The organism is Halolactibacillus alkaliphilus, from assembly GCF_900115465.1.
GTDB lineage: Bacteria > Bacillota > Bacilli > Bacillales > Amphibacillaceae > Halolactibacillus > Halolactibacillus alkaliphilus.
In genome coordinates this window covers 39419-53590 of record NZ_FOWN01000021.1, presented here as the reverse complement: position 1 = coordinate 53590, position 14172 = coordinate 39419, and the positions used below count along the sequence as shown (strand labels likewise).

The 14172-nt window shown below is 39.5% G+C and carries 11 protein-coding genes; 2 read left to right on the top strand and 9 right to left on the bottom strand.

What is annotated here, in order from left to right:
• Positions 1-307 precede the first annotated feature (307 nt).
• Positions 308-661: a hypothetical protein gene (locus BM163_RS09355; protein ID WP_089802478.1), complete on the bottom strand. Its 354-nt coding sequence runs from the start codon at positions 659-661 to the stop codon at positions 308-310.
• A 176-nt stretch (positions 662-837) separates the two neighbouring features.
• Here BM163_RS09355 and BM163_RS09350 point away from each other — a divergent pair, with 176 nt between their 5' ends.
• Together BM163_RS09350 and BM163_RS09345 are read left to right on the top strand one after the other, a co-directional pair.
• Positions 838-1704 (top strand): helix-turn-helix domain-containing protein, encoded by an 867-nt coding sequence (locus BM163_RS09350; protein ID WP_089802476.1) that lies wholly within the window; start codon positions 838-840, stop codon positions 1702-1704.
• 124 nt (positions 1705-1828) lie between these two features.
• A complete protein-coding gene (locus tag BM163_RS09345; protein WP_089802474.1) occupies positions 1829-3127 on the top strand; it encodes an alpha-glucosidase/alpha-galactosidase in 1299 nt (432 codons plus the stop codon).
• 188 nt (positions 3128-3315) lie between these two features.
• Here BM163_RS09345 and BM163_RS09340 read toward each other — a convergent pair whose 3' ends face one another.
• The 8 genes from BM163_RS09340 to BM163_RS09305 form a co-directional block, all read right to left on the bottom strand.
• Entirely contained in the window at positions 3316-6774 is a 3459-nt protein-coding gene (locus BM163_RS09340) for a 1,3-beta-D-glucan phosphorylase, GH149 family (RefSeq protein WP_089802472.1), read from the bottom strand.
• Positions 6775-7173: 399 nt separating this feature from the next.
• On the bottom strand, positions 7174-8037 hold the full coding sequence (locus tag BM163_RS09335) for a hypothetical protein (RefSeq protein ID WP_089802470.1): 864 nt from the start codon (positions 8035-8037) through the stop codon (positions 7174-7176).
• Between the two features lie 50 nt (positions 8038-8087).
• Positions 8088-8621, bottom strand: a complete 534-nt coding sequence (locus BM163_RS09330) for a GNAT family N-acetyltransferase (RefSeq protein WP_089802468.1) — start codon at positions 8619-8621, stop codon at positions 8088-8090.
• 143 nt (positions 8622-8764) lie between these two features.
• A complete protein-coding gene (locus BM163_RS09325; RefSeq protein ID WP_089802465.1) occupies positions 8765-9148 on the bottom strand; it encodes a hypothetical protein in 384 nt (127 codons plus the stop codon).
• Complete coding sequence (locus tag BM163_RS09320; RefSeq protein WP_089802463.1) at positions 9145-9453, bottom strand: DUF2089 family protein; 309 nt, start codon at positions 9451-9453, stop codon at positions 9145-9147. Before BM163_RS09320 ends, BM163_RS09325 begins: the two co-directional genes overlap by 4 nt.
• Positions 9454-9665: 212 nt before the next feature.
• Complete coding sequence (locus tag BM163_RS09315) at positions 9666-11690, bottom strand: methyl-accepting chemotaxis protein (RefSeq protein WP_089802461.1); 2025 nt, start codon at positions 11688-11690, stop codon at positions 9666-9668.
• A gap of 343 nt (positions 11691-12033) precedes the next feature.
• Positions 12034-13464: an asparagine synthase (glutamine-hydrolyzing) gene (gene asnB / locus BM163_RS09310; protein ID WP_307725329.1), complete on the bottom strand. Its 1431-nt coding sequence runs from the start codon at positions 13462-13464 to the stop codon at positions 12034-12036.
• Between the two features lie 342 nt (positions 13465-13806).
• Positions 13807-14154, bottom strand: a complete 348-nt coding sequence (locus BM163_RS09305; RefSeq protein ID WP_089802459.1) for a hypothetical protein — start codon at positions 14152-14154, stop codon at positions 13807-13809.
• Between the last annotated feature and the right edge of the window lie 18 nt (positions 14155-14172).

Here is a 14172-nt window from a genome sequence, read left to right as displayed (position 1 = left end):
CTATGACGTCTGCTGACTTCTCTACCTTCCGTTTCATATCACTACGAACGTTTGGAATAAAGATAGAGATCTCCCCGGGTAAGAGTAGTCACTTTCCACTCATGTCACTGCTTCATTTACTCAATGAAATTTCGGGCAGTATTGGACTTCATCTTGTGTTGTAGACTTATCCATTTCACCGAGCCTTAGTATGAAGTTTCTGTTCGTCAGTGCAAGTGTTTGCGTCCGACTTCCTTCAGATTCTCCCTCACGGAAGACACCCTTGTCATTCGCTAACAGTTCCTACTGCCAAGTCTGTAATGGACTTTCACCACCAAGTTACTACCCATGCCGGGCGCACCACAAGTTCGACGTAGTAACACGTCGCCCCTTGACTTGTAAACTTATCATGCAACGCCTGAACATAATCCCAGTCATCCGGCTCACTAAACGCCCACATGAAAGTAAAAATAAGCCCTTGTTGATTCGTTTTAAGAAACTCATCAAAAATAATCTCACGTGTTTTTTCAATGGCTGAAAGATTAAATTCACCAAAAACCTCTAATACAGGTTCAATCATCATATGGTTATGAAATAACCTTAAGCCTGTCCGTTCCATTAACGCTTTACCTACCGTCATTTTACCGACAGCACTATCACTAAAAATCAATACAAAATCCATCGTCCCCCTCCTCTTACGTAATCCTTTATCCAATAGGCTACTTCTCTCATATCCAAGAAAATAACGGTACGGTTGTGATAAGATGTTGTCATGCACCTTATAACTTTTATGTAAAACGATCACGATCATCAACATCCTTATTTCTACCATCATAGCGTGAAAAGGAGCCAGGCACAATGACAAATCATCAACAATCTTATGGTTTTAAATTTAAAGGAGATTTTCAACAGCGTATTGCTAGTATCCACTCGATTGGAAAAGAAACACAAACAAGCACGCACTATCAGTGGGATGGCTTAAAACGAAATGAAACAGGAAAAGTTGTGTTTCAATACACACTCGCGGGTGAAGGAGCGATCCGGATTGACGACACCATCATCTTGTTAAAGGCTCAGGATGCTTTCCTTGTGCCATTACCGAGCGATCATTGTTATTACTTACCAGAGACATCTGATGCTTGGTCTTTTGTTTATATTACCCTCTATGGAGATGAAGCTGTAAGACTCTTAACGGGTGCGATTAATACATATGGACACATCTTTAAATTAAAACGAGAGAGCCGGCCGATTCATTACCTTTTTAACTTGCTTGATAAATTGTCATCAACAGGTATGTCTTATGGTTACGAACTGTCACGTCACGCCTATACCTTTTTAATGGAGCTCTTACAATATATCGAACATGACCAAGCGCAAGACACTGAATTACCACAAGCCGTCGCCTTTATCGAGTCACATTTTGATCAAGATCTTGCACTTTCAGACATTGTCGCTATCTCCGGCCTATCGACGTATTATTTCACCCGGCTATTTAATCAAACCATGGGCGAGACACCGATAAAATATTTAACGAAAGTCCGTCTAAATGAAGCACTTACCTTACTACAAGACCACACACTGACCATTGAAGACATCGCCATCCGTGTCGGATTCAATGAGGCGAATTATTTCAGTAAAGTCTTTAAAAAAGCGTTAGATATTCCGCCGAGTCAATATCGCAACAGCCGTTCTTTTATGCCTGTTAACCAATTGTTTTTAGACTAAAAGAGCGCAATATTTTACTTATTTTAGTTTTATTTTCGATTGTCCCTTATTATGAATGCGCTTAAAATACAGATAAGGCAATGACTATTTAGGTGACACGCATCACCACAAGGAGGATATAATTATGAATAAAATTACTTTTTTAGGCGCAGGAAGTACCGTATTCGCAAAGAATGTATTAGGTGACTGTATGACGGTTGAGGCGTTACAAAATTTTGAGTTTGCGTTATATGACATCGATCATGAACGTCTTAACGACTCAGAGCGCATGCTGACAAACTTAAAAGAAAGCTTGCAGTCAACGGTAAAAGTCGTCGCGTATCACGACCGAAAAGATGCGTTACGTGGGGCAAAATACGTCATTAATGCGATTCAAGTCGGCGGTTATGATCCTTGTACAATCACGGACTTTGAAGTACCCAAAAAATACGGCTTACGTCAAACGATTGCCGATACACTCGGTATTGGCGGAATTTTCCGTAATTTACGGACGATTCCAGTCATGCAAGACTTCGCGAAAGATATAAAAGAAGTGTGTCCTGATGCTTGGTTTTTAAATTACACGAATCCAATGGCAGTATTAACTAACATCATGTTAAAAGAAGGCATTAAAACGGTCGGGCTGTGTCACAGTGTGCAAGTTTGTACGGATCACTTACTTGACTCACTTGACATGCCAAAAGACAATATCCAGTGGAAAATCGCCGGGATCAATCATATGGCATGGTTACTTGAGATTACGCAAGACGGTAAAGACCTTTATCCTGAAATTAAACGTCGCGCCAAAGCAAAACAACAAGACAAACATGATGACATGGTCCGCTTCGAACTAATGAACACGTTCGGTTATTATGTGACCGAATCATCTGAGCATAATGCGGAATACCATCCGTACTTTATAAAAAAACAGTACCCTGAACTTATTGAAAAATATAACATCCCCCTCGATGAATATCCGCGTCGCTGCGTGAATCAAATCGAAGGTTGGAAACAAATGCGAGATGATTTAATTCACGATAAAAACTTAACGCATGAACGATCACACGAATATGGGTCGTACATTATCGAGGCAATGGAAACGAACAAACCGATTAAAATTGGTGGTAACGTCTTAAACACAGGCCGTCTTATTAGTAATCTACCTGAAAATGCCGTCGTTGAAGTCCCTTGTTTAGTTGATGCGAGTGGTGTCAATCCAACCTATATCGGGGACTTACCGGAACAATGTGCCGCCTTAAATCGTACCAATATCAATACGCAACTGTTAACGATTGAAGCTGCCTTAACAAAAGATAGACAGAAGATTTATCAAGCCGCACTACTTGATCCTCATACAGCTGCTGAATTATCGATTGATGACACGATTCAATTATGTGATGATTTAATCGACGCTCACGGGGACTGGTTACCTGAGTATAAATAGACAGCCATTCTTTTATTGTCATTTGCTTAAACGATGCGCTAATAATCTAAACCAAAAGAAAAAGTTTACCTGTGAAGCTCCCCAGGTAAACTCTTTCTTTTCCGGTATAATGACAAGGCGCCCCGAACTTACAGTTTTTTAGATTTCTTATGTGTTATATAGGGCGTCCTCTCATTTTCCCTTCTATGTTAGACTAATTTACTTTGATCAACAGACACCGTAATTTTAACAATATCATGATGGCGACCAAAGAGCATCTGACTTGTTTCTGGATCTAAAGTGTGACCTTGATAGACGGTTTCTCTACCTGATACGTCAGTGACAATCATTTTTTCTTCATCGCTTAACACGTAAATAACGGGGACCGTAAGCGTAGTAAAGCCAATCGTGTCTTTAGTTAAAGTAAGTGATGGTGTCGCTTCTAGGTTTTGACGGTGAGCCAATGACCACTCTTTGTCTGTCGTTAAGAATTCTGCTTTTGATAATAACACAGGATCAAAGCTAAGTTGACCGTTCTTTACAGTGACCCCAAGTTCACCAAAGCGGGAAAGAATATCTTCTTTTACTTGTCCCGTCATACCCGGTTGTTGCACACCAGCAAAGCTTGGTGTATGTGAATAAGCTTCAGTCGGGAAGGCCCCATATTCCTCCGGTGTCTTATCTACGCCAATACCTGCTTTAATGTCGCGGTAATAGGTGACCAACTGCTTCGCTTCTTCAGTCATGCCGTGTGCATGATACACATCATTAAAGTTCTCTTGTGTCGCAAGTAGTAATTTCGACACCATGTGCCAGTAAATACTACCAAGTCCTTCGTACTTGTAGAAGGTTCCTGAACGACCGGTAAAGGCATGGTGGTTAAAGAGATTCGTAAATAAATCTTCAACCGCAATAATATCTGCCTCGTTGTAGCAACCTAAAGCTTCTAACGCTTCTCTTACTTCTTCACCATTTCTAAAGCGACCGTTAAAGTGATAGCGTCCATCGACATCTTGTTCAATAATGCGTGTCTGTTTAGCTTCTAATTCTTGTTTAAGAATAACTGAGCCTTGAACATCTTCAGCCGGAATAATATTCTTTTCTAAGAATTTAGGTAAGTCTCGGTTAGGGTACAACATGTAGCTGTTTTGGTCTTGACGATAAATAGCACTCTCTTTTAGTGAAGCTAAAACGTTAATCACTTCTTCTTTCGGTAGAGCTTTTGAACTTAATACGGCTACTTGACCTTCTAACATTTCATATAAATAATCGACGTTACAACTGTTTCCATTAAAGCGAATCAAGTTATAGGCATGATACAAACCGTCTTCACGTTTGTTTTTAACAATGGTATCCTTTAAGTGTGACAACGATACATCAATAAAGTCTTGTAGTGCACGAACAGAAAGTTCCGCTTTTTCACCAGAGAAACCATCGTTATAGACCGTTTCACGGTAGCTTTCACCAATCTCACCTAACGCTTTTACGATCATAAAACGTGTGTCATCAGAAATAGGTTCGCCTAAAATAGATTCATGTGATTTCAATATGTTGAACGTTTGATCAAACATTTGCTTCACTTCCGCAGATACGTTAATCGATTCTGATGGCAATTCTTTTACGAGTTGGTCCATATACACCTGGAAACGGTACATGTAGTAAAGTGTCACCATGGATAACCCGTTACCTACAAGGGCATTATTCGCATCGTTCCATTCTGGACGCTGGGTATTCATCCAAATACCACCTTCTGGTACGTAGTTTGAAAACTTCGCCAGCAAAGTAACTAATAATTTTTCCATCAAGTTAACATGGTAGACGCTGTCGTTATGGAAGATTAATTTACCGTCTGAACCAATTGTTTGGACACGTTCATTGATGGCTGCTTCTTTCTGATCATCATAAATAATACTGTTTCTTGGGTCTTTGACTAACGCTTCAAACCCTTTGATGCGGTATGGCACATTCGCATACGCAAACATATCTTTAGCTAGAAGTATCTGTAACTTTTCTGGGTTATAATCTTTCGATAACTCAAGTAATTTTAACAGATAGATGATTTGATGGTCACCCCAGTAACCGATATTTGACCAAGGATCTTCTGGGTCAAGGACTTCCCAATCAATGCCTTCTTTCGTAATCCGGTACGGATTATAACCGTCAGCGGTCGAAGCATTCACGAATTTCGCGATAATACTTTCGGTAAAGGCTGGATATGAAAACGAAAGCGCTTCCCAGTTTTGGAAGATATCTCGCCAGTTGCCTTCAAAGTTTAACGCCTTTGAGCCATCTTCTTTTGTCACTTCAATATTAAATTTGTTCCACGGACGACTTGGGTCACCGTGACGACGGCTAAACGTGAGTGGTAAATATTCAAACAAGAGTCTTTCTAGATTCGTATTCTTTTGATTTTGGGCGCGATCAAGTAAATCGTTGTAATGTAATGTGTTAGGTAAGCCAGCGAAAAAGGCTATTTCATCACGATAGACCGCTTGATTCCATTGTTTCACAAAGTGCGTTAAGTCCTGTTTATCAATCATATAACCATCGGCATAAATGCCTCCACGCATAATGTTATATAACGTATTGGAAAAATGACGGTAGCTTGCCTTGTCATTAGCGGTGTGCTGGAAACCATCCGCATTAAAGACAAGTTGACGTAAGTTCTCTGAACCATGGGTCACATCCTTCTCTACCTCTTCAAGTAAGGCATGATTCTCGGCTAACGTTTGTTTTAATTTTAGAATATCTGCCGCACTTTGATTTAACTCAGCCACAATAGACCATGATTTTTCCGTGCCCGCTTGCAACTCGACAACGTCAGACACATAATAAGCGCCCCGTCGACCTTTGACATCCTCTTCCGTCTCAATATGCCCATTGGATGAGAACGCTTTAATTTGTTGTTCTGATAAAAGATAGGTTGGTTGATCCAGTCCTTTTGACCAAACGGTGGTTGCTTTTAATGATTCACTCGGTTCTGCCTTATCAGTCAGAATAGAACTAAGTGTATAAATGCCTAAACCGACATCTTCGTGTAGCTCTGAACGTTTATAGCCATCAACTAGTGTACTCTTTGTTGTTTGAAGTAATGTATTAACGCCGTATGGCAAGATATTTCTTAACCCATCTAACACACGCACACTGACGGCTTCATCAGTCGTGTTGATGAGTGTCGACTGTTTAATAAAACCATAAGCTTCACTTGTTTTTAATGTATAATTAAACGTTAAACCTAGATCAGTATTAATTTCTTCAAAAATAATTTTATCACCTGTCGTATTTTTATAAAGATTACGAGTAATGTGATAAACACCTGCTAAATGCGTTGAAAATGGTTTCCACAAATAATCTTTCTCACCTTTTGTTACAATCAACGTTGTATCTGGCCCCGTTGTTTCAACACTGTCGTGGATTTTGTCATCTGTCTCATACGGAAATAATGCTGATTCCGCATTTTTTCGTCCAGCCGTTAACCCTCCTGTACTTGATACGAATAACCAATGATCGGTATCACTGACGACGGTCATAAAAAATGGTGTCATCTGATTCACATGCTCAATTTTAAAGAATGTTTCATTATTTAATGTCATCATTTTTAGCGAAACCGCTTTCGAATATTGGCGTAAAAAACCGTTCCCTAAATATAAATCATGTAGAGTTTTCATATAAAAATCCTTTCTATTATTAATTAAATGAGCTATTGTTCTGAACGATTATAACTTTCGTAAAGGTTTTCTGCAATCTTAAGCAGCTAAACAGGCACTAAAGTGTGGATTTTCGTGAATATTGACAAAAAACATGTTGTTCTCCTGTAATAAACGCTACTTTTAAAAATACGCTCTTAACCCTTTAAAATCTTATTATACCAACAAGAAAACCGCTTTCGAAAATCATTGAAATCTCTTTGATATTCTTATTGTAAACGGTTTACCATGAGAATACAACCCTTTTATTTTCGAAGTATTTAAGAAACTTTCGTTCATTTAAACATCATCTTATCATAACACTACTTAAACAAACTGTTACCAGATAAGAAAATATACAACTAGCCATGATATATCAGATTAGTTTCGGTAAAACTGATAACATCTATCCCACGTCGCAGTCTCACCTGGTGATAAATCGATATCGATAAACACTTCCGGACTAACGACATGATCTCGTCCCCATAGCGCCATCTTCGATGGCGTAAATCTAGTAAGATCTCTTACACCTGCTTTTATCTGTGTATGATACACTTCCCAGTTATATGGCGCACTTTCTTCATTCATTTCAATATGCGCATAAAAATCACCATCTGGAACAACAGGCCATGTTAATTGCTGATTCGTCTGTTTGATTGTCCCCACTGCAACCTCTAGATGATTCATTTTAGGTAATGTCAGCTGATAGTTCTCATTGACGGTTTCGTGATTGATACCAATAAAGTTATGAGCATACTCATTGGTTTTAAATGATTCATCTCCGGTATTTTTAAGTGTATACCGGATGACAACGTGATCATCTAACAGAGAGATCTCTTTATTTAAGTGAAAGCCATATCCATTGTCATTATGAGCCTCTGCATCAAACGTGATGCTTGAATGTGTGTGAGACACGTGAAACTTAGCTGCGGTAACATCATAACGATGGAAGAAGTCATAGTCACTTTCGCTATCTTTCGTAAGTAACCCAACACCTATTTTCGGAAATTGTTGCCCCTTCTTTATCCCCTCATACCCTAGCGGTTGATCAATACCGAATTCATTACTTAGTCCGATGCCACCCGTTCCGACACCTTTTTCAAGACGCTCTGGCACACAGAACGTAACAACGTCATCTAAGGTGATCTGGGTAATAAAACCGGTCCAATCAAACCTTGATCCATCATATACTTCGCCTGGTGCAGCAACATTTACCTTTAAACGATTGTTTTCTAATACATACATCTTTCATACATCCTTTCGTATTTGTGTGATCCCTTTAACATAAAGTATTTTTAAGCTTCCTCTGTTAAGTCAATCCAATAATGTTCAATCATTGTTCCTTCATGCATAAACGCTTGATCCAATTGGCCATGATTATTCTTAATGGTTTTAGCTGAGGCGATATTATCCTGATCACATGTCACGAGCACACGTGGAATATGAAGTGATTGACACTTTTTGAGTGCTAACCCGAGCATCTCAGTTGCATAACCTCGCTGTCTTTCTGAAGCTCTCACACTATAACCGATATGACCACCGGATGTTTTTAAAACATCATTCAGTCTATGTCTAATATTCACCATGCCAATTAAATGATGGGTATCGACTGTGACTGCAAGATAGGTTGTGGCCGGTACTCGGTCATCTGTCAGTTCTTCCTCCAAATAACTATTCTGAATATCTTTTAACCACGCTTCAAAAGATTCCACGTGCGAAAGTCCAGCTGTCCCATGCATCACCTCATTAAATTGCTCAAATTCTTTTCTGTAATCTAAACAAGCTGCTTTGTATTCTGGTGTAGGTAACACTAACTTTAATCGTTCCATGACAATTATCCAACCCCTTATCGTTTCACCGTATATTAATATGTTTTTGATTATACACGAAAACAACACCTTTAACAGCTTAAAGTGACACTGCGTAAAGGTGTTGAGCTCTTCGTTAAACATAGACGATAAGACACATTGACTTATAAGTCATGAATCGCCATTCTTTCGACCATCTGGTGATGTTTCTTTTTGTTTCGTATAACGATATAGATCACGAGTAGGAACAACGTCGGAAAACTAGATACCACGATCATTGGAAGTAAGTCTGTCAGCATAGTACTCGTTACTTCTCCCACTTTCGTAACAATACCATCCTGATTGGTCGTTTGTTCGGAGCTAACCGAATAATAAGCAGCAATACTAAGCGTCACCGATAATGATAACAATAGGGAAATCAGTGGTAAAATTAATCCCGGCCATTTACTATCTTTTTTTGATAAGACAATTTGAAACCAAATTACTCCGCCAACAATACCAAGTAAGATACCTACATATACTAAGCTCATAAGTAATGCGATAATCATTCGTCAGCTTCCTCTCTCATTTGTTTTTTATACGCTTGGATCAATATTTTTGCCGTATCAAAATCTATTTTATCATCTACTGCTAATCGCTTTATGAGCGAGACATAAGGTTCATTCGTCTCCCGGTCATTGATATGAATCTTGTCGATTAACTTATCTAAGCGCAAACGTACAGTTGGATAGGTCACATCATATACTTTGGCCATTTCTTTTAACGATCCCGAAGCTAACACAAATTTTTTGATAAACGTTATGTCTTCCTCTTCTAAATTTTTCATCCACTCAGGCACAATGTCAATCGGCACAACCTCACCCCTTACTTTAATAATATTAATAATAACATTTAATTTTATTAAAGTAAATCTTTATTATTGTTTATTTATCTTGATCATTACTCTTAATTTACTTTTTCTGTCTGCTTAAAAAAGCAAACATCCTTTTCACTTAGATAATTGATACTCTAAATGAAAAGGATGTTAGGATGATTATTTAAATGACACGATGTGAATGACGCTTTTTATTCATTGATTTTAAACTGTTCAATCAATTTTTTAAGTTCTACCGCTAGTTCAGCGAGGCTTAAGCTTGAACGTGAGATTTCTTCCATCGAAGACGTCTGTTGCTCGGTTGCAGCTGAAACTTCTTCTGTGGCGGCTGAATTTTCTTCGGCAATGGCTGAGAGATTTTCTAATGATGAGACAATCTCTTCTTTAATTTCTGCCATCTGCTTTCCTGTGTCATTTAAAGAATCCACTGCGTCATTTGAGGTGACCATGGCTGTTTCAATTTGTTCATATTTAGCCTGTGTGAGTTGTACGCTAGCTAATTGTTCTTCAATGACTTTTGATACGTCTGCCATGACTTTAACTGAACTTTCCGCATTTGTTTGGAGTTCTTTTACGATGGCATCAATCGAAGCTGTAGACTCGGTTGATTGTTCAGCGAGCTTACGAATCTCCTCAGCGACAACGGAGAAACCTTTTCCTGCTTCACCGGCTCGTGCAGCTTCAATCGCCGCATTAAGTGCTAATAGATTTGTTTGTTCGGCAATATTAGCAATCACATTACTCGCTTCACTAATGCGGTGTGAGCTATCATTCGTACTATGAATCCCACTTTCTACTTCTTTTGTTGCTTTTGATGTTTTGTCAGACAGCATCGCTAAACGCTTAATTTCCGTCATACCTTCTTCAACGGCCCTATGCACTTTCTTAAAGGCCACATTCAAACGATTCACAACTGCTTGTTCTTGTTCAACAATCTCGCCAAGTTGATGCGCTTTTTCAGATCCCGCTTCGGTATTCTCTGCTTGATTCTCCGCACCATCGGCGATATCTTGAATGGTTGCCGCTACTTCTTCTGAAGCAGAGGCAGATTGTTCTGAGGTTGCCGTTAACTGTTCAGAAGCTGCTGACACATTACCTGCAGAATCATTGATTTGCTGAATGACCCTGCGCATATTTTCTGTCACCGCTTGAAGGGAGGTCGCAAGTTGTCCTACTTCGTCTTTACTTTTAAGTAGGGCTGGTTCGATGTCCTGTCTTAAATCGAGTTCACCTATCTTTTCAGCTGATTGTGACACGGAGCGAATCGGCTTAGATATACGAGAACCAACGATGAAAGTTAAGATAATAGCTACTAATACTGCCGCAACTGTCATCACAATCGTTGTCAGTTGTAAATCATCAACTGATGATAAGACTTCATGCTCGTCTGCTGTCACAACAAGACTCCAACCTGTGTCACCTATAGTGCTATAACCAATATACATAGGCTCGTTATTAAAAGTATAGCTTCCTACTCCCGCATCAGTTGAAAGTATGTCTTCAAACTGCGTCGCTACTGTTGATAAAGATGGATCTTCTTCTGCCAAGGTGATGGGATTAAAGAAATCACGAATCATCTCACGGTTACGGTGAGCCACCACTGTGCCAGTATCATCAATCATATAAGCATAACCTTGCTCACCAAATGTAATGTCCTCAACAATCACACTTAAAAAGTCAGCATCACCAACGGCAACAATGACACCAGTGACGCGGTTATTTTCTATAACAGGAACAGATGTGACCATAATTAATCGGTCACCGTCGGCCGCATTCACACTTTCAGATGGTGGCATTAATCCTCGCTCGCCATTTAATGATTGTTGATAATAGTCACGCTCTGAGATATCAACGATATCTCCATCATCCCCGTAAGAATCAGATAAGTATAAATTCCCTTCAAGATCGGCCATCCCAATCCGTAAATAGCTTGTCTCTTGTACCCGTTCTTTAAATACAGCCATGGCCGCATCAATATCTCTTGTTTCTTCTTGAACTTCTGGCAAGTTAGTAAGTCCTTCAAGGTAAAGAAACTCACCTGTTATTCGACTGTCTGCTACGCGTGCCGCTTCATGTGATAAAGACAATAAACTTTCTTCTGCATCATTTTGAATGGAGTCACTTGCGCCGTTCATAATGACGAAGCCTAATACGACTAAAGCCACTGTCATAATCACAGAGAAGTAAACAACCAATTTTGTCCTAATACTTTTCATCTAGATAACGCCCCTTATATTTTTTATACTCGCATTATACAGGAAAAAGGATGTGAAATCTCTATGTATTTTATAGGTAAATAAGGTAGTATTTCCTGATTAGTTCTACCGACTACAAACACTTAGATTTATCTTATCATATGTCAGTAAAAACTTGTCAATATAGCCATGAAGTACTGAAACATCGTGAAACTATGTCGTAAAAGCGTTATGTAAAACAAGTAGCGTCACCATGCGCTACTTGTTTGTATTTAGGGCTCTTTTTGTAAATATTGTTGCTAAATCACGTTATCATTGAATATAACCCGTCACATTATTCACGAGATATTTGATGGAGCAAGTGTTATTTTTCTATTACAACGTCATATTTACGTAACCAATAATCTACTTGTGCTAAATACGCTAGCAATTGAGGTCCTTTCATTAATTGTCCAAACCATGGTGCATCAATTTCTTCTCCTTTTGTTGCGACAAGTTCTCTTATTGCCTCTTTATCAAAAAGTTCAAATAAACGCGCATCCGGATCATCCAGAATGCGTTCCATCCACTCTACTACTGCCTCTGTATATGCTGGATGATGGGTTTTTGGATAAGGACTTTTCTTCCGATATAAAATATCTTCTGGAATTAAGTCTTCAAGCGCTTTTCTTAGAATACCTTTTTCTCTCCCTTGATAATTTTTCATTTCCCATGGTATGTTCCAAACATACTCAACTAATCGGGGATCACTAAAAGGCACACGCGCCTCAAAGCTAGCCCCCATACTCATGCGATCTTTTCGATCTAATAAGGTCGGCATAAACCAATGCATGTTTAAGTAGAACATTTCTCTCCGCTTTGTTTCTGATTCACTATCACCTTCGAATTTTGGTGTTGCATCTATTGTCTCTTGATAACTTTTTAGCATATAGGCGTGAAGATCCAACTTTTCTTGCCATTCTTTTGTAAGTAATCGTGTACGAATATCAGCTGATCGAATCCAAGGAAATCCTTCCCGCTTTAAATCTTCTTCTCGGTAAAACCAAGGATACCCGCCAAATATCTCATCTGCACACTCTCCAGATAACGCTACAGTGACTTCATTTTTTGTTTTCTGACAAAACCACAATAATGAGCTATCAACATCAGCCATCCCCGGCAAGTCTCGATACTCGACTGCCTCTTTTAATAATTCTGCTAGTGTCTTATTATCCAAAATATAGGTGTAATGCTCGGTATTGTGCGCCTCTACCATTTTCCCAATAAAATCGGCATCACTATTCGGTTGAAAAGTACTTTCTTTAAAATAATGCGCATTATCTTCATAATCAATTGAAAAGGTCGGGAGTCTTTGATTTTTATGTTTTTTTAAATAATTAGCAGCTATCGCGGTTATTGCGCTTGAATCAACGCCACCTGAGAGAAAGGTACCGATTGGAACATCTGATACAAGTTGACGTTCGACAGCATCTACTAATAACGCGCGAACAGTTTGCGCTGTTTTTTCGAGGGTTTCTGTATGTGCTCTACTTTTAACATCCCAATATCTCCATGTTTTGAAACCCCTTCGATCAAGTGTTCCAACATGGGCCGCTCGTAATTCATGAATCCACTTAAACACACCATTTCCTGGTGTCCTCGATGGACCGAGCGCCAAAACTTCACTAACACCTTGTTGATCTAAAATCGGTTTCACTGCATCATGTGCTAATAATGCTTTGAGCTCAGACGCGATTGAACTACCCCCACCTAACATTCTAACGAATGTTTGAGGAAGGGGATTCCATAAAGACACCACAAAGGTGACCCACACTCGTTCAACTAGGCGTGGGGTTTTCTACTCTCCAACCGCCGCAAACCTATTTTCTCAACATCTGTTAAAGCCTGCTGGGGAAATAGTGTGTTCCAGGAACGCAACTTGCTTTGGTCGAATCGTTCTGTCTGGTAGAAAACATGGGTTCTAACAAAAGACAGGATACGCGTCATATACGCCCATTGCCCGACGGGCAATGACCTCCGCTTCTATTATTTTCGTTGCCTGTCCACTACTTTTACCCTCTAAGTTAAACGGAAGGGTAAAGGCATCCACACATTGACCAATGTCGTTGACATTGGCGACAGCGATATGAATAACATTCTAATCAACACCCATCATACCGGTTGATGTGGACGTATTTAGATAGGGGACAGGAGGCACATCAATTAAGCATTTAACGCTATAGTAGGCACCATGGTCCTCAAGTGACCATCCAATGGGCTTCCCGTACTTCTTCTTATCTTTCAGGTTCATTTGTGTCTGAATGGCATGGTTGACATGGTCTTGGCCATAGGGGAAAACAACGTCAGAGAGACTAATCACACATTGGTCAATCGCTTTGAAGGTAAGGGTATGCGTCTCTGGGTGATAATGAAAGACAAAGTTACCTGATTTAGCATCTTTACGTCCAGAAATGGTCATCTTACCATAACGCCCCGTCACCTTCATATATCGTCCGCTTATACA

Coding starts and splice junctions, on each gene's coding strand:
- BM163_RS09355 (WP_089802478.1), bottom strand. CDS start 661: ATGGATTTTGTATTGATTTTTAGTGATAGTGCTGTCGGTAAAATGACG.
- BM163_RS09350 (WP_089802476.1), top strand. CDS start 838: ATGACAAATCATCAACAATCTTATGGTTTTAAATTTAAAGGAGATTTT.
- BM163_RS09345 (WP_089802474.1), top strand. CDS start 1,829: ATGAATAAAATTACTTTTTTAGGCGCAGGAAGTACCGTATTCGCAAAG.
- BM163_RS09340 (WP_089802472.1), bottom strand. CDS start 6,774: ATGAAAACTCTACATGATTTATATTTAGGGAACGGTTTTTTACGCCAA.
- BM163_RS09335 (WP_089802470.1), bottom strand. CDS start 8,037: ATGTATGTATTAGAAAACAATCGTTTAAAGGTAAATGTTGCTGCACCA.
- BM163_RS09330 (WP_089802468.1), bottom strand. CDS start 8,621: ATGGAACGATTAAAGTTAGTGTTACCTACACCAGAATACAAAGCAGCT.
- BM163_RS09325 (WP_089802465.1), bottom strand. CDS start 9,148: ATGATTATCGCATTACTTATGAGCTTAGTATATGTAGGTATCTTACTT.
- BM163_RS09315 (WP_089802461.1), bottom strand. CDS start 11,690: ATGAAAAGTATTAGGACAAAATTGGTTGTTTACTTCTCTGTGATTATG.
- BM163_RS09305 (WP_089802459.1), bottom strand. CDS start 14,154: ATGAAGGTGACGGGGCGTTATGGTAAGATGACCATTTCTGGACGTAAA.